The organism is uncultured Paraglaciecola sp., from assembly GCF_913020055.1.
In the GTDB taxonomy this organism is placed as follows: Bacteria; Pseudomonadota; Gammaproteobacteria; order Enterobacterales; family Alteromonadaceae; genus Paraglaciecola.
This window is the reverse complement of the sequence record NZ_CAJWCF010000002.1, coordinates 54,570-71,562: the sequence shown is the minus strand read 5'-3', so window position 1 is coordinate 71,562 and position 16,993 is coordinate 54,570. Positions and strand designations below refer to the sequence as shown.

13 protein-coding genes and 3 pseudogenes are annotated in these 16,993 nt (G+C 41.7%); 5 read left to right on the top strand and 11 right to left on the bottom strand.

Going from position 1 to position 16,993, the window contains the following annotated elements:
* Positions 1 to 15 precede the first annotated feature (15 nt).
* The 4 genes from preA to QZ488_RS00880 form a co-directional block, all read right to left on the bottom strand.
* Positions 16 to 1,287 carry an NAD-dependent dihydropyrimidine dehydrogenase subunit PreA gene (gene preA / locus QZ488_RS00895; RefSeq protein WP_293745742.1) on the bottom strand — a complete coding sequence of 424 codons (1,272 nt, stop codon included), beginning with the start codon at positions 1,285 to 1,287 and terminating at the stop codon, positions 16 to 18.
* Positions 1,287 to 2,639, bottom strand: a complete 1,353-nt coding sequence (locus QZ488_RS00890; protein ID WP_293745741.1) for an NAD(P)-dependent oxidoreductase — start codon at positions 2,637 to 2,639, stop codon at positions 1,287 to 1,289. The genes preA and QZ488_RS00890 overlap by 1 nt, the downstream gene beginning before the upstream one ends.
* A 69-nt stretch (positions 2,640 to 2,708) precedes the next feature.
* Entirely contained in the window at positions 2,709 to 4,199 is a 1,491-nt protein-coding gene (locus tag QZ488_RS00885) for a CoA-acylating methylmalonate-semialdehyde dehydrogenase (protein ID WP_293745740.1), read from the bottom strand.
* A 25-nt stretch (positions 4,200 to 4,224) separates the two neighbouring features.
* Positions 4,225 to 5,568 (bottom strand): aspartate aminotransferase family protein, encoded by a 1,344-nt coding sequence (locus QZ488_RS00880; protein ID WP_293745739.1) that lies wholly within the window; start codon positions 5,566 to 5,568, stop codon positions 4,225 to 4,227.
* Positions 5,569 to 5,684: 116 nt separating this feature from the next.
* On the opposite strand from QZ488_RS00880, the gene QZ488_RS00875 reads away from it, so the two are divergent.
* Positions 5,685 to 6,644 (top strand): LysR family transcriptional regulator, encoded by a 960-nt coding sequence (locus QZ488_RS00875; RefSeq protein WP_293745738.1) that lies wholly within the window; start codon positions 5,685 to 5,687, stop codon positions 6,642 to 6,644.
* 127 nt (positions 6,645 to 6,771) lie between these two features.
* Positions 6,772 to 8,217 carry a dihydropyrimidinase gene (hydA, locus tag QZ488_RS00870; protein ID WP_293745737.1) on the top strand — a complete coding sequence of 482 codons (1,446 nt, stop codon included), beginning with the start codon at positions 6,772 to 6,774 and terminating at the stop codon, positions 8,215 to 8,217.
* An 87-nt stretch (positions 8,218 to 8,304) separates the two neighbouring features.
* On the opposite strand, the gene rplS is transcribed toward hydA, so the two are convergent.
* The 6 genes and pseudogenes from rplS to QZ488_RS00840 form a co-directional block, all read right to left on the bottom strand.
* The gene (rplS, locus tag QZ488_RS00865) at positions 8,305 to 8,664 is read right to left on the bottom strand and encodes a 50S ribosomal protein L19 (protein ID WP_007621759.1); all 360 of its coding nucleotides are present in this window, start codon (positions 8,662 to 8,664) and stop codon (positions 8,305 to 8,307) included.
* Positions 8,665 to 8,683: 19 nt separating this feature from the next.
* The gene (gene trmD / locus QZ488_RS00860) at positions 8,684 to 9,463 is read right to left on the bottom strand and encodes a tRNA (guanosine(37)-N1)-methyltransferase TrmD (RefSeq protein WP_293745736.1); all 780 of its coding nucleotides are present in this window, start codon (positions 9,461 to 9,463) and stop codon (positions 8,684 to 8,686) included.
* Entirely contained in the window at positions 9,463 to 9,993 is a 531-nt protein-coding gene (rimM, locus tag QZ488_RS00855; protein WP_293745735.1) for a ribosome maturation factor RimM, read from the bottom strand. The genes trmD and rimM overlap by 1 nt, the downstream gene beginning before the upstream one ends.
* A gap of 27 nt (positions 9,994 to 10,020) precedes the next feature.
* Positions 10,021 to 10,272, bottom strand: a complete 252-nt coding sequence (gene rpsP / locus QZ488_RS00850) for a 30S ribosomal protein S16 (protein WP_293745734.1) — start codon at positions 10,270 to 10,272, stop codon at positions 10,021 to 10,023.
* A 259-nt stretch (positions 10,273 to 10,531) separates the two neighbouring features.
* Positions 10,532 to 10,894 (bottom strand): hypothetical protein, encoded by a 363-nt coding sequence (locus QZ488_RS00845; protein WP_293745733.1) that lies wholly within the window; start codon positions 10,892 to 10,894, stop codon positions 10,532 to 10,534.
* A gap of 183 nt (positions 10,895 to 11,077) precedes the next feature.
* A pseudogene (locus tag QZ488_RS00840) lies at positions 11,078 to 11,338 on the bottom strand (transposase); the annotation flags it as partial.
* Positions 11,339 to 11,727: 389 nt separating this feature from the next.
* Between QZ488_RS00840 and QZ488_RS00835 the strand changes: the two are divergent.
* From QZ488_RS00835 to QZ488_RS00825, 3 genes and pseudogenes are all read left to right on the top strand, one after another.
* Positions 11,728 to 12,525: an SDR family oxidoreductase gene (locus QZ488_RS00835; RefSeq protein ID WP_293745732.1), complete on the top strand. Its 798-nt coding sequence runs from the start codon at positions 11,728 to 11,730 to the stop codon at positions 12,523 to 12,525.
* A 1-nt stretch (position 12,526) separates the two neighbouring features.
* A pseudogene (locus QZ488_RS00830) lies at positions 12,527 to 12,705 on the top strand (transposase); the annotation flags it as partial.
* A gap of 267 nt (positions 12,706 to 12,972) precedes the next feature.
* Positions 12,973 to 15,252 (top strand): ligand-binding sensor domain-containing diguanylate cyclase, encoded by a 2,280-nt coding sequence (locus QZ488_RS00825; RefSeq protein WP_293745731.1) that lies wholly within the window; start codon positions 12,973 to 12,975, stop codon positions 15,250 to 15,252.
* 108 nt (positions 15,253 to 15,360) lie between these two features.
* Here the strand turns inward: QZ488_RS00825 and QZ488_RS00820 are convergent.
* Positions 15,361 to 16,923 (bottom strand): annotated as a pseudogene (locus QZ488_RS00820) (IS66 family transposase).
* Between the last annotated feature and the right edge of the window lie 70 nt (positions 16,924 to 16,993).

Sequence of the window (16,993 nt, the reverse complement as noted above, 5' to 3'; positions counted from 1 at the left end):
TCTTATTTTAATTAATTACTTAGCTTCTCTAAAAGGGTTCGCAGGGTGATGTAACCAACTCAAATGCTCCTGCCCTGTATCAATATCAACCATGGCTATGGCGTTAGGCTCTGGACAGGTAACCTGACACAAATTACACCCCACGCACTCTTTTTCAATCACTGTGTATTCATTGCCACCGTCTTTAGCGGTTTTCAAAATCGACTGGTGCGAGGTATCTTCACAAGCGGCAAAACAGCGACCACATTGAATACAATTGTCCTGGTCAATCACCGCCACCCGTTTATAGTTCATGTTCAGGTGTTTCCAATCGGTGGTATTAGGAATAGCCATGCGACAAAAATCGTCGATAGACTCATACCCTTTTTGATCCATCCAATCGCTTAGGCCATCACATAAGTCGTCGATGATTTTAAAGCCATATAACATCGCAGCGCTACACACTTGCACATTGCCGGCGCCTAACGCGATAAACTCCGCAGCATCGCGCCAATTAGATACGCCACCAATACCCGAAATCGGTAAGTTAGCGGTAACTGGACTACGTGCAATCTCTGACAACATACTAAGGGCAATAGGCTTAACAGCCGGGCCACAGTATCCGCCATGGGTTCCTTTGCCATCGACACTCGGCTCTGGCGACATAGTGTCTAAATTGACTGATGTAATTGAATTGATGGTATTAATTAAACTCACTGCATCCGCACCACCACGCAAAGCCGCTTCTGCTGGTAAACGTATGTCAGTAATATTTGGGGTGAGCTTAACGATAATCGGTAGTGAACAATACTGCTTACACCAGCGGGTGACCATTTCTATGTACTCTGGCACTTGCCCTACAGCCGCTCCCATACCACGTTCTGGCATACCATGAGGACAACCAAAATTAAGCTCAACGCCATCAGCTCCGGTTGCTTCTACTCTAGGTAAAATGGCTTTCCAAGATTCTTCTTCACAAGGCACCATAAGCGATACGATCATGGCTCTGTCTGGCCAGTCTTTCTTAACTTGGGTAATTTCATCAAGGTTAATTTGTAATGAACGATCGGTAATCAGTTCAATATTGTTAAAGCCAAGTACTTGGCGATTTTGACCGTAATGCACACCGTAACGTGATGACACATTAATCGGTGCAGGATCTTCACCTAGGGTTTTCCAAACCACTCCGCCCCACCCGGCCTCAAAGGCACGCACCACATTATACGCTTTGTCAGTAGGAGGCGCCGACGCTAACCAAAAAGGGTTGATACATTTAATACCTAAAAATTCGCTGGATAAATCTGCCATTAGTATTTTTCTTCCTGCTGCAAAACCTGATGGATAGTCAATGCTGCCTTGTTGCCATGATCAACAGCTTCAACAACTAAGTCTTTACCTTTAATACAATCGCCACCAGCGTATACCTTTGGAATAGAAGTTTGGAAAGTTGCGTCCACTGCAAAACGTCCACTTTTACATAACGCAGGACGTTCGCTGTCTTGCGCTAAAAAGTCTGGATGTAATTTTTGGCCTATAGCTTTGAACACTAAATCACAAGGCAACTGAATCACCTCGTCGGTTGCGACCAACTTGCCCTGTTCGTTAACAACAGTGCGATTAAATTGCATGGCGTTTACGCCATTTTCATCCCCTAAAATTTGTTTTGGCTGGGCATTAAATACAAAATGTACACCATGGGTTTGGGCTAATTCCTGTTCATGTACAGAGGCGCCCATTGCTCGCTGATCCCGGCGATACACCATAGTCACTTCACCAGCACCTAATTTTTTACTTTGCACCGCGATATCGATGGCCGTCATACCTGCGCCAATCACCACTATGTTCTGACCTACCGGTAATTCAGCCAATGAATCTATTTGACGTAAAACACTAATATAATCCACTGCATCTTCCACACCGGCTAAATCTTCACCAGGAATATTTAATCCGTTGCTATCACCCATTCCAATACCTAAAAATACTGCATCATGGGTATCTCTAAGTTGTTTCAAAGTAAAATCTCGCCCTAGGGCTTTTTCATACTGGATCTCGATACCGCCTATTTGTAACACGAACTCTACTTCCTGCTGGGCATAGTCATTAACCAACTTATATTCAGCGATGCCATATTCGTTCAATCCACCTGGCTTAGTTGCGGCCTCAAAAATAGTGACTTGATGACCCTCTCGAGCCAATCTGTGAGCACACGCTAAACCTGCTGGTCCTGCACCAACAACAGCAATTTTTTTGCCTGTCTCCTCGGCTCTAGTGAAAGGATAACCTCTGGCTGGATCAAGATGTTCCACGGCATAACGTTGTAATCGACCGATAGACACGGGGGCATCTTCATGGGTATTTCGAACACAGGCGTCTTCACATAAGGTTTCAGTAGGACAAACCCTAGCGCAGCTGCCACCCAAAATATTGGCCGACAATATTTCTTTAGCGGCGCCATGGGCATTACCGGTATTAATTTTTCGAATAAATAATGGAATATCAATAGCCGTTGGACAGGCATTAATACAAGGAGCGTCATAACAAAATAGACAACGTTCACTGGCAACCAACACCTGCTTTTCAGTGAGCAATGGCGCAATATCAGTAAAATTTTCAATTATTTCGATATCTGCTAATCGATTTGATTGGATAGTATGTTTCAAACTTATCACTTCCCCGCATGGCTATTTTTTAAACGAATCTAGTATCTTAATTATTTTTATTTTTTTTGACTAACTCGGAAAGGCAAATTGAGAGCCTTCTCTTACACCTGAAGATGGCCACCTCTGTGAGATGGTTTTGCGCCTAGTATAAAACCTTACCGCATCTGGTCCGTAGGCTGACAAATCACCAAACAACGAACGTTTCCAACCACCAAAACTATGGTAAGCCGACGGCACAGGTAACGGCACGTTAATGCCCACCATGCCCACTTGAATATGATCAGAGAAATAACGCGCGGCTTCACCATCTCGAGTAAAGATACATGTTCCGTTGCCATATTCATGGTTGTTAACCATATCTATGCCTTGCTGCACATTTTCCACTCGCACCACACAAAGCACGGGCCCAAAAATTTCAGTTTGGTAAATAGTCATATCGGCCTGAACATGATCAAACAAACATCCACCTAGAAAAAATCCTTGTTCATTACCTTCAACAGAAATGTCACGGCCATCGACTACTAAGCTGGCCCCTTCATTTACGCCTTGAGCCACCAAGCCAGAAATGCGCTCTAATTGCTGCTTAGTGATAACCGGCCCCATTTCTTGTCCTTTGACCATACCCGAACCAATTCGCAGGGTTTTCACCTTGGCAGAAAGTTTAGCTACCACTTCATCTGCCACCTTATCACCTACACACACCGCAACAGAAATGGCCATACAACGTTCGCCACAAGAACCATAAGCGGCTCCCATCAACGCATTAACCGCATTATCAATGTCGGCATCTGGCATCACTATGGCATGGTTTTTTGCTCCACCTAAGGCTTGCACTCGCTTGCCATTTGCCGCGCCGGTTTTATAAATATATTCGGCAATAGGTGTCGAACCAACAAAACTAATGGCTTCTATATCAGCAGAATGAAGTAACCCATCTACCGCTTCTTTATCGCCATTCACAATATTAAACACACCATCCGGTAATCCAGCTTCTTTAAGTAATTTCCCAATAAAAAGAGGCGCACTTGGATTTCTCTCAGAAGGTTTTAGGATAAAAGTATTACCACAAACGATTGCCATTGGATACATCCAAAGCGGCACCATAGCAGGGAAATTAAAGGGTGTAATGCCCGCTACCACGCCCAAAGGTTGGAACTCAGACCAACTGTCGATACCAGGGCCTACGTTGCGTGAATGTTCGCCTTTTAGTAATTCTGGTGCGCCACAGGCATATTCAACATTCTCGATACCACGGGTTAATTCTCCCATGGCATCATCTGTGACTTTGCCATGTTCGGTGGTCAATAATTGGCAGATTTCATCTTTGTGTAATTCGAGTAATTGTTTAAAGCGAAACATGACTTGCGCACGTTTTAATGCAGGTGTTGCTCGCCATTCTGGGAAGGCGGCTTTAGCACATGCCACTGCATGTTCAATTGTCTTAGCAGAGCTCAAGGTCACTTGTCCTACAACCTGCCCAGTCGCAGGATTAAATACATCCTGATAGCGACTTTGGTCATCAAATTCTTGACCATCAATAAAGTTTTTTATCAATAACATCTATTTTGTCTCGGTAATTAATTGACTAGTTCGTCGCCACAATGGAATCGCTCAACACATTGAACAATTCATCAATCTGCTCTTTAGTGCTAATAAATGGCGGAGCTAACTGAACGGTATTGCCACCACATCTTACAAACATACCAGCTTCCCAGCATCGACGAAAAATTTCAAAGGGTCGTTTAGTGGGTTCATTAGCAAAAGAGTCTATTTCAATCGCACCAGCCAAACCAAAATTACGAATATCAACCACATGTTTAAGCCCTTTAAGTTGATGTATTTGTTGTTCAAAGTAAGGGGATAGATCAGCGACTTTTTGCGCCATGTTTTGTTTTTCAAACACATCCATCGCCGCCAATGCTGCGGCACAAGCTACTGGGTGCGCTGAATAAGTATACCCATGTGGAAACTCGGTATTGAATTCTGAACCACCATTTTGCATAAAGGTTTGGTAAATCTCACTACTACTGACCACTGCGCCCATAGGGATACAACCATTAGTTAACCCTTTAGCTAAGGTCATAATATCCGGCGTTACCCCAAAAGCATCGGCACCAAATGCATGACCGGTTCGCCCAAACCCAGTAATCACTTCATCAAAAATCAGTAAAATATTATGTTTATCACATATTGCTCGGAGCTTATTCAGGTAACCCTTAGGTGGGATCACCACCCCTCCAGAGCCGGACATAGGTTCGACAATTACCGCGGCTATATTTGACGCATCATGTAAGGCGACCAAATCTTCTAAACTATCTGCTAGCTCAACCCCCTGCTCAGGCTGACCTTTAGAAAATCGATTTTCAGGCAAACAAGTATGAGGTAAATGATCGGCTTCAATTCCCTGTCCATATAATTTCCTATTGGCGCCAATCCCCCCTACGCTCATACCACCATAGTTAACTCCATGGTAACCACGTGCCCGACCAATAAAACGGGTTTTAGTACCCTGCCCTTTTTGCCGCCAATAGGCACGGGCCATTTTAAGTGCGGTATCCGCCGCGTCAGAGCCTGAATTAGTAAAGAACACATAATCCAGCCCTTCTGGGGTTAAATCCTTTACTTTGTTAGCCACTTTAAACGCAAGATCATTACCCACCTGAAATGACGGAGAAAAATCTAATGTTTGTATACCTTTGGACACCGCGTCGATAATTTCTGGTCTGCCATGACCCATGCCGCAGCACCACAAACCGGATAGGCCATCAAACACTGTATTACCTTCTTGAGTCGTTAAGTAACATCCTTGGGCACTCGTCACTATCAAAGGGTTGTCTTTAAAATAACGATTCCCTGTGTAGGGCATCCAAAACGCTTCGAGTGATTCTCGGTTAGGCATATCCTGTAAAGCTTCTGCATGTTCAGACATTAACGTTTCCCAGATATAAAAGAGTAAGGCATTACATAATTAAATCTTGCATCGTGTTAATAGTTTGTTAAATTTAATATAAGAAAAGTTTAGATTAGTATTTACTTAACAAACTAATGAAAAAAAATAATTTACATCCATCACATAAAAGAAAACTGGCTTCTCAGCTGAGTAATTTTGATATTCGTTTGTTAAGAATATTTAGAACTGTAGTCGAATGTGGTGGTTTTTCAGCCGCTGAAGTCGAATTAAATATTAGTCGTTCAGCCATTAGTATCAGTATGTCTGACCTTGAAGAAAGATTAGGCTTACGCCTCTGTCAACGTGGCAGAGCTGGATTTTCTCTTACCGAAGAGGGAAATCTGGTTTATCAAGCTAGCCAACAATTAGTCGCATCTCTAGAAAATTTTCGCACCCAAGTAAATGGCATACATGCGAAGCTGACGGGGGAATTGAATATAGGCATTACTGACAATTTAGTCACACTCGAACATATGCGGGTATCTAAAGCACTTAAAGCATTAAAAAGTGAAGGTTCAGAAGTAGAAATCAACATACGCATGATCCCGCCTAACGAAATCGAACGTTATGTATTAGATGGTGGCTTACACGTAGGAGTAGTACCAGATTTACGACCCTTACCTGGATTGGAGTATTCAAGGCTTTATACCGAAGAATCGTTACTCTACTGCAATTATCAACATCCCTTGTTTAACGCTAATGATGATGATTTAGAAACGGATAATATTAGTGAATTTGAAGCCGTTGCTCCAAGTTATGCGCAGACAGCACAAACACGAAGCCATTACCAAAATCTCAACACCACCGCCACAGCAACCGATCGGGAAGGCGTAGCATTCCTAATACTAACGGGGTGTTTTGTTGGTTATTTACCCACTCATTACGCCAAACGCTGGGTGTTATCCGGGCAAATGCGCGCGTTGTGCCCACAAAAATTTAATTTTACCACTGAATATCAAATTGTATTGCGCAAAGGAGCCAGACCTAACTTAGTGTTAGAAACTTTCTTGAAAGAAATTAATGTTCAAGACAATGATAAACATGAGCAAAGTTGAAAGTAAGACCCGTTTTCACCACACACTTTAGTTATTTATAAAAACATCAACTGGCAAAGTCACTTGAAATTAAGTGATTAATAATCAAACATGTCTAACAGAAAAAATAAAATTAAGGGCACAAAAGATGTCAATTCTTATCAAAGGTGGAACTATAGTCACTGCGGATCTCAGCTACAGATCCGATGTTTATTGCGCTGAAGGTAAAATTCAAGCGATAGGTGAAAACCTTGATGTACCAGCAGGATGTGAAGTAGTCGATGCCGGTGATTTGTTAGTTATGCCCGGCGGCATCGACCCCCATACTCATATGCAGTTACCTTTTATGGGCACAGTGGCCAGCGAAGACTTTTTTACCGGCACCAGTGCAGGTGCCGCTGGCGGTACCACCTCGATTATTGATTTTGTTATTCCTAGCCCCCAACAACCTATTATGGAAGCCTATCATCAATGGATGGAATGGGCTGAAAAGTCGGCTACTGACTACAGCTTTCATGTGGCTATTACTTGGTGGGATGAATCCGTTTACAAAGACATGGGCACTTTAGTGCATGAACATGGCATCAATAGTTTTAAACATTTTATGGCCTACAAAAATGCCATTATGTGTGAAGACGAAACCTTAGTGAACAGTTTCTCTCGTTGTCTAGAATTAGGTGCCATGCCGACTGTACATGCAGAAAATGGCGATTTAGTATTTCACTTACAGAAAAAAATCCTAGAAAGAGGCATCACTGGCCCAGAAGGCCACCCACTTTCTCGCCCACCAGAAGTGGAAGGCGAAGCCGCCAATCGGGCCATCAGAATTGCACAAGCGCTAAATGTGCCGCTGTATTGTGTACATGTGTCTTGCGAAGAATCTTTACAGGCTATTACCCGCGCCCGTAACGAAGGCCAAAGAGTATATGGTGAAGTACTGGCAGGGCATCTAGAAATTGATGAGTCGGTGTATCAACATGAAGACTGGGATTATGCGGCCGGCCATGTCATGAGCCCCCCCTTTCGTTCCAAGAAACACCAAGATGCGTTATGGAAAGGCTTACAATCAGGCAACTTACAAACCACAGCCACAGATCACTGCTGTTTTTGCGCCGATCAAAAAGCCATGGGTAAAGACAATTTTAGTATGATACCTAATGGTACAGCGGGAATCGAAGACAGAATGTCTGTGTTATGGGACTCTGGGGTGACCTCTGGCAAACTCACTCCAAACGAATTTGTCGGTGTTACCTCAACTAATGCAGCCAAAATATTTAATATCTATCCTCGTAAAGGATCAATCTCTGTAGGGGCTGATGCAGATATTGTGTTGTGGGATCCAAATGGTACTCGCACTATCTCAGCTAAAACCCATCATCAAAATATCGACTTTAATATTTTTGAAGGCCGCACTGTCAAGGGTATTGCGGTACACACTTTAAGCCAAGGTAAGTTGGTATGGACAAACGGAGAATTGAGAACAGTAAGAGGTGCTGGCAAAAATATTAAACGCCCTGCTTATGGCAGTACTTTTGACGCTATGCAAAAAAGCACCGTCCTTAACGAACCTCAAGCAGTGAATCGCACAAAATAAAATACAGCGATTTAAAAGTCCCAAATAGCAAAAACCCGCCAAAAGGCGGGTTTTCTTATTAAGTTTAACGATAACGCAGAAATTAAATTAACCTAGCTTTTCTTTGATACGTGCAGAACGACCAGAACGTTCTCGCAAGTAATAAAGTTTAGCGCGACGAACAGCACCACGACGTTTCACTTCAATAGAACTGATTGCCGGGCTGTGTGTTTGGAATATACGCTCAACACCTTCGCCGTTAGAAATCTTACGAACTGTAAAAGCAGAGTGTAGGCCACGGTTACGTTTAGCGATTACAACGCCTTCGTAAGCCTGAAGACGTTCTTTTTCGCCTTCCTTAACGCGTACTTGCACAACTACTGTGTCACCAGCACTGAATGCTGGAACGTCAGTTTTTAGCTGCGCTTCTTCAATTTTCTTGATGATGTCTTGATTTACTTTACTCATCATATCCTCTCATACTAGATTAACTGTCATCATGCTGCGGCAAACTCTGTAGATATAAATCTAACAACTTTTGCTGCTCCTCAGTCAGAGCTAGAGCGTTTAATAATTCAGGGCGTCGTTGCCAGGTTCTACCTAGCGACTGTTGTAAACGCCACTGCTTGATTTTTTCGTGATCACCACTTAACAACACCTTAGGAACAAGCTCACCGTCCAAGTTTTCTGGTCGGGTATAGTGCGGACAATCTAACAAGCCATGACTAAAAGAGTCTTGCTCGGCAGACTGCTTATGCCCTAATACACCGGGTACAAACCTTGAAACTGCATCCATTAAAACCATAGCAGGCAATTCGCCGCCACTTAACACGTAATCACCAATTGACCATTCCTCGTCAACCTGTGTTTGTATTACACGTTCATCGATACCTTCATACCGACCAGCTACTAGAATCAAACTTTCATTTTCAGAAAGCTGTTTCACTCCTGCTTGATCCAGCTTTTTCCCTTGGGGAGAAAGGTAAACCACTTTTGTTTTTCTTCCTGCAGCTGCTTTAGCTGCCAGAATAGCGTCTTTTAATGGCTGAACCATCATCAGCATGCCAGGTCCACCACCGTATGGTCGGTCGTCAACAGTACGATGTTTGTCGAAAGTAAAGTCTCTTGGATTAAAACACTCTACTTTTAACAAGCCGGTTTTCACCGCTCGCCCTATTACTCCCTGTTGGGTAAAAGTCTCAAACATTTCTGGAAAAAGACTAATAACTCCAAACCAACGACTCGGTTCCTGACTAGGCTCTTGCATTAAAATGCAGGATCCCAATCCACTGTGACCGTTTTCGCCTGCCGGTCCACTTGTTTAATCACTTGATCTAACAAATAAGGAACCATGCGTTCTTTCTGACCAAAAGCGTCATTCAAATTGGCTTTCACTAACAACACATCGTTAGCACCGGTTTCAAATAACTCTTTTATTACACCCAAGTTGTAACCTTTATCGGTAACAACCTGCATGCCGACTAATTCACGCCAATAAACATCGCTGTCATCTAGTTCAGGTAGCATTTCTGCTTTAATGGAAATCTCAAGATTTTTGATACTTTCAGCATCGTCTCGATTATCCACCCCAACCAGTTTGGCAACTAAACCTTTATTGTGGGTTCGCCATTGGTCTACGACGTACTCGTTGCCTTCTTGCACTTGACCCAAAAGCCAAGGAGTGTAAGCAAACACGCCGTCTAAATCGTGGGTATAAGAGGTGATTTTGACCCAACCTTTGACACCGTAAGGTGCTCCGATTATGCCAATCACTAATGTGTCAGACGCAAGACTCATTGCTTAAACCCTTTTTTGCAACTGCAATTAAGCAGCTACCTTTTGTGCATCTTTTACCAAGCGTGCAACACGGTCAGATAAGCTTGCGCCTACCCCAACCCAATGCTCAACACGACTCAAGTCCAAGCGTAAACGCTCTTCTTGACCCATTGCTGTTGGATTGAAAAAACCAATGTTTTCAATAAAACGACCATCGCGTGAACGACGACTGTCTGCAACAACTACTTGATAAAATGGACGCTTTTTCGCGCCACCACGCTGTAAACGAATAGTAACCATATATGCCTCAAACTCGTAGTAGCGTTAACGTTAACTTAATTTACCTTAAATTCTGACGATTATTAGCCAGATAAAAGGCCGCGGTATTTTACGGGTTTGGAGCAGTTATGCAAGTATAATTAGAATAACAATAAAGATTATTCAGTTTGAATTACAGATGGGCAGTTAGGACGTAATTTTGAAGGGGAAATTTTGCACTTTAACATCGATAAATTAAATGATTAATTAGAAAAAAGAAACCTTAGCGTAAGGCAATTACTCATATTTTAGTCAAAGCATCCGCATAGTTGTGCGCTATTAGTATTGTCCAATCAGGGGATTTAATGGCCTGACCTAAACCGACTATACGGGCGTAGCTTTCTGCGGTTCTTGGGATCATTACACCAATCGCTTTTTCAGTAAAGTTAGACTCCATATTAGACATCAATGCAATTTCTTGCATATCCTCAAAGCCTAACGAAACCTCATCACAAAAAGAAAAATCGTGGATAACTTTCTGCAAACGCCTCAAGTTATTAATAAAATAGTCATCCGCAGTAATTCGCACAATATCTAAACCATCCACCAAGCCAGAATACTTAACGTAAACATGATCTTCTTCAATAGCGACTAAATAACTCATTAAACTAACCTTTTATATTTCACCTAACAATTCTACAGATAAAATATATTTTTGGCTTGAGGAATATATAGAAAGATTAAGGGGCGCTAATAATAGTGGTGGAATAATTGAAACAATAAGGCCTTATCCGAAAGCAAACAATCAAATCTTAGTTAATGCATCGTGTGCGACGTTAGAACCACACTAGCCTAGTTTGACGTTCCAAGGCAATAGTTGTTCAGGCTCAGTACCACCTTGCATAATTTTTTCCATCACGTGAACTAAGTAATCATAGGGAACGAGGCCGTTAGCTTTCGCTGTTTCCACAATAGAATATAACGTGGCACTGGCGTTAGCACCGTTGGCAGTTTGACTAAATAACCATGCCTTCCTGCCCATCACGAAGGGTTTTATCGCTTGCTCTGAGCGGTTATTGTCGATGTCTAATCGACCATCATCGCAATACCATGGCTGTCTTGATAGTAACTTTCTACGAAATATATATTGTTCTTTGGTAAGTTTATCATTACGACACTTTATTGATAATTCTTAAAAAAGAGATGATGATAATTACTTAGTAGGCGGCATTAATATTTGTGGAATTGTATATCAGCAGCTACATTCTATTTTCGAATACGACATTACAATGGCAAAAGCCATTAAACAAATAGACATCTATTAATGATTTTAACCCATATAATAGGCGCAAACAGATGAATATCGCTGATTTATGCCTGTTTTATTAACAACAAGCGTCATTGTTAAAAATACCCATACACTTAAAATGTGGCTGCTAAAACCCATCAATAGATTTACCCAGTTAAAAACCTACCCAGACAACGGAGTAATCCAGTATGTACCAACAAAACACACTCGCAGGTAAAGTTGCCTTTATTGCTGGCGGCACTAGCGGCATTAACTTAGGTATCGCCAAAGGCTTGGTAGCGGTTGGCGCCAGCGTAGCGGTATTAGGCAGAAACCTTGAGAAAGCAAAGGCTGCGGCAGATGAGATCATGTCTGAGGTTGGTGGCAAGGCAATCGCCTTGTCCGCTGATGTGCGCGACCCAGAACAGGTTCTAGCGGCGCTGCAAGCGAGCGTGGACCAACTAGGCAAGATTGATATTTTAATCTCTGGCGCAGCTGGCAATTTTCCTGCACCCGCAGTCGCTATTAATCCAAAAGGTTTCAAGACAGTAATCGATATCGACCTAATCGGCACTTATAATGTATTTCATCTTGGCTTCAACTACGTTAATGAGGATGCATCATTAATCGCAATTACTGCACCGCAAGCAATCAACCCCATGCCGTTTCAAGCGCATGTGTGCGCGGCTAAAGCCGGTATCAACATGTTAGTCAAATGTTTGGCTTTGGAGTGGGGCCCTGCAGGTTTGCGCGTCAATGGTATTTCCCCGGGGGCAATTGACGGAACCGAAGGCGCAGATCGGTTAGCACCTAAAGGGCCAATTCGTGACGCCATGATTGGCAAAGTTCCATCCCGTCGGATCGGCGTTCTAAAAGATATCGCCGATGCAGCAATTTATCTTGGTTCCGATTTAGGTAAATATGTGAACGGGTCAATTTTGACCGTCGATGGAGGCACCGAGTTAGGTGATGCCAGTTTAGACTGCTTGACCATACCAAGGCGCTAAGCGAGCAAATAAAGCAGGTGTCATCAACTGAGCACAAAGCCCCATACTGAGTCGATTAGGCCTTTCTGAAGAGCAATGGGTAACTCTGACAACCGAATTCGAGCAACATTTTGTTATGCAGCGGGCGGAGAGCAGATGATGCAGAAATTCAAAATGCATACCCACAGAAAACGGAACTGAAGACATGTTATATAGGCTGAGCTCACTGAAAATATTGCCTGTCATCAAACTGACCTTAACAAAAACCAAGCGAAGTTCGCCATGTCCGAAGAAAATGATCTACCTGTTTCGAACATATCCCGTTCTTCCAGAGAGTGCGTGCCCCCTTCCTGCTGCTGTTTTTAGGTGTCGTGTTTCCGACTGTTTTTTACTGCACTAACTCTTTCTTTTAATGTTGAATTATATAAACTCATATATAACTCAATATCTATTTTAAGGGCCCTGTTTATGTCCAAAAATAATACCTTTTACCTTTTCAATCATTTCATATGCTTTTTATTTCTAGTCCCCTTATCTGGTTATGCCCAAAAAGAAACAAACAACTTAACTGAAACTATTGTTGAGCGCATTAAATTTGAATGGAATATGAATCCAACTAATTCAATGGTACAGGATAAAACGGGGTTTATTTGGATTGGTACTGGACATGGATTACTGCGCTTTGATGGAAAAAAATTCAAGCGCTATGTTAACCATCCTGAAAATTCCAATTCGCTTGTAGGTAATTATATACGTAGACTTTTTTTAGCCGAAAATGGACTCCTATTATTAGGTACAAGAAGAGGTTTATCTATATTTAATCCAGATACCAATCAATTTACTAACTTCAAACACGACATAAACGCCTCAAATTCAATTCCAGGGAATAGAGTTTTTGCTCTGGGCCAAAAAAGTAAAGACTCTTTTTGGCTTGGCACTAGTGGCGGATTGGCAGAAATTAACATTAAAACGCTTAAGGTAATCCAACATCCCATCACCAATGGAAGTGTAATGGTTGATATAAGATCTCTATTAGTCGATAAAGACAATGGTTTATGGCTAGGAACAACTGAGGGTTTATTGAGAAAGAAACACAATAGTGACCAGTTTGAACAAATCCATCAAGAGGACGACAAAAGTAGATACTTGGGCGGCAAGATGGTCCAAGGTTTGTTTCAATCTAACGATGGTAATGTGTGGGTAGCGACTCGAGATCAAGGTGCAGCGATTATCAACATAAAGTCCGGGGCGCTTTCGTTAGCATTTGATCATATTGATTCCCCTGCTCTAAAAAAACACGTTGATGTTGAGTTGATAAAACAAGTTAACAAGGATGAGATATGGATTGGAAATTATGGGGGCGGGATTACAATTCTAGATGCAGCTACATATAAATTTAAGAAACATTTAAATAGTGATCTTGCGAACCAAAAAAAGTTAATGTCTGGTGATGTCAGTGATATTTTAGTAGGTAAAGGTGGTGAAATATGGATAAGTACATTTTCAAATGGATTGCACCTTTTCAACCCACATTTGCAAGCACCTTTAGATGATACTGGGAAAAACACAAATTTATTAGATGACATCCAATTTTCACCTGTGATTACTGATGTATTTATCAATGACAAACTATCTTCATTCGAAAATAACACTTTACTACTGCCTGTAGGAGCTGATCGTTTTTCAGTGGAATTTACAACGCTTGACTATACCTCACAGTCAGAAATCAAGTATGCATACATGCTTGATGGCTATGACAACGATTGGATATATATTGATTCAAAGAATAAGCGAGCAACATATACCAATATTTCTCCAGGTAATTACTTACTAAAAATAAAATCTACTAGATCAGGTGAAAACCTGGGAAGCAAAGAAACCACACTTGCAGTCATAAAGGCAGCTGCGTGGTATGAAATGCTGTTATTTCAATTAATAATCCTATTTTTAGTTATTAGTCTTATTATACTTATTTATAAATGGCGATTTAAAAATATTATCCGTCAGAAACAAAGATTGGATTTACTTGTTGAAGAGCGCACTAAGCAGTTACAACAAACGCTGAGTGAAGTTGAAAAACTGAGCCTGACCGACCAACTAACGAAACTTAATAATAGACATTTTCTAGCTAAAAACATCAATCATAGAATGGCTGATCTACAACGTGAAAATTATGCAAAACCTACAGAGCAACATGTAAAACTTGGCATATTATTGATTGATGTTGATTATTTTAAAAAAACAAACGATTCATATGGTCACTCTGCTGGTGATAAGGTACTTGTTCAAATTGCCAATATATTAACTAACTCATGTAGGAAGACTGATTGGATCGTCCGTTGGGGTGGGGAAGAGTTTTTGGTTTTAGGTAAATTTAATCATCAAGATGAAATTAAGATCTTGGCCGAAAAAATCATAGCTAATATTGAGGATTTTAAATTTGATATTGGTAATAATCTAGAAGTTAACTGTACATGCTCTACTGGAGTAACCAGTTTTCCGTTCGATCCTTACAATCAAGAACTGGTTTCTTGGGAAGAAGCTATCAACATAGCAGATTTATCACTTTTCATTGCCAAAGATAGTGGGAGAAATACATGGGCATCTATGTTTGCAGGAAAGATTAAAAATAAAGATGAATTCTACACACATATTATCAGTGACTATCAATCAAAAATCACAAGTGGAGAGGTGATTTTAGATACTCGCAAAGGTCACAAAGATACATCACCTAGCAACGGATATTAATCCTTTTCCTTGCGATTAGTAGTTACTTGTTTAGGTAAAAATTAATCATTAAAGCTCTTCATTATTAAGAATAAGAATCACAACTTTGTGTGCGACGTTAGAACCACACTAGCCTAGTTTGACGTTCCAAGGCAATAGTTGTTCAGGCTCAGTACCACCTTGCATAATTTTTTCCATCACGTGAACTAAGTAATCATAGGGAACGAGGCCGTTAGCTTTCGCTGTTTCCACAATAGAATATAACGTGGCACTGGCGTTAGCACCGTTGGCAGTTTGACTAAATAACCATGCCTTCCTGCCCATCACGAAGGGTTTTATCGCTCGCTCTGAGCGATTATTGTCGATATCTAATCGACCATCATCGCAATACCTAATGGTTTTATCCCATTGGTTGAGCGCATAGTTAAGCGCTTTACCCAATAAGCTTTCAGGTAATACATTGGGCGCTGACTTATCTAACCATGTTTTGAATTGGTTGAGTAGCGGTACTGATTTTTCTTGCCTAGTACGATAGCGCTCCTCAATGGGTAAGCCTTTAATTTGTTTTTCAATCCGATACAGTTTCTGAATTTGACTAAGTGCCCAATCCGCTTTACCCGTTTTTTGGCTGCTTTTACTTTGTGCTTTTTTCGCTTCATCGAATTTACGACGGATGTGCGCCATGCAGACCACAAGGTTACAATGCAGTTTATGATAACCGGCATAACCGTCTACTTGTAAGTAGCCGGTGTAATGCTGTTTATCATCGTTTTGTAAAAAGTCCACTGCACACTTACCTGCGCGCGTCGGCTGGTAGTCGTATAAGACGATATTGGGCGCACTGTCACCGTTAATATTAGCGAGTCAGCCCCACTGCTGTATACCCACATATAGGATTTAATGTTGTCATCCTTAATGACCTTTAGCGGAGTTTCATCGGCCTTTATCACATCTTGTTGCAGCAGTATTTTATGCCAGTATTCATACAATACTGGGTGTAACACGTTGGCGATTTTAATCAGCCAATCGGACATAGTTTGGCGGGATAATTCGATACCCAGTTGTCTAAATATCACTTCTTGACGATACAGCGGCAAGCCATGTTGATATTTGGCAGCTATTAACTGCGCGATCAAGCTCGGGGTGGCGTAACTTTTGGATAATATGCTCGGTACTGGCGGCGCTTGTTTAATCGGTGTCTTGGTATCGTTTTTATCACACCCTGTACACGCATACTTTAAGCGGTGATGCTCTTCGATTTTAGTCAAGGCTGGCACAAACACTAACTTTTCATTTACTTCTTTGCCCATGCAGTGCATTTCACCTTGGCAGCATGCACAGACTTTATCGGCATCATCAATATCATGGACAATGACTTCACGGGCAATATGAGCAGCAAAGGGTGCGTTTCTTTTTCTGTGTGGGCTGCTTTTCTTCGCTATCCGCTTGTTCACGCTCAAACTCGGCAATGTCTTCAACCTCGTTGAACAAGTCATCCTGCCCAGGATGCGCTTCGTTTTGACTCGCAAAGCGTTTGTGCTGGGCTAGGCGAAACTGCTCATCTAAAAAATCAAGACGCTGCGACAATTTCGTAATAAGCATGTCTTTTTCTTCACCCGACAAGCCTTGCTTCGCTTGTTTTTGCTGAAGCAATTCTATTTCGATATCACGCTTATTTGGCTTTGTTTTCATAGTCTGTATTTTACCGCAAACCACACCTAAGATGTTGTTTTCACTTAGACTAAATCGTGATCGATAATCC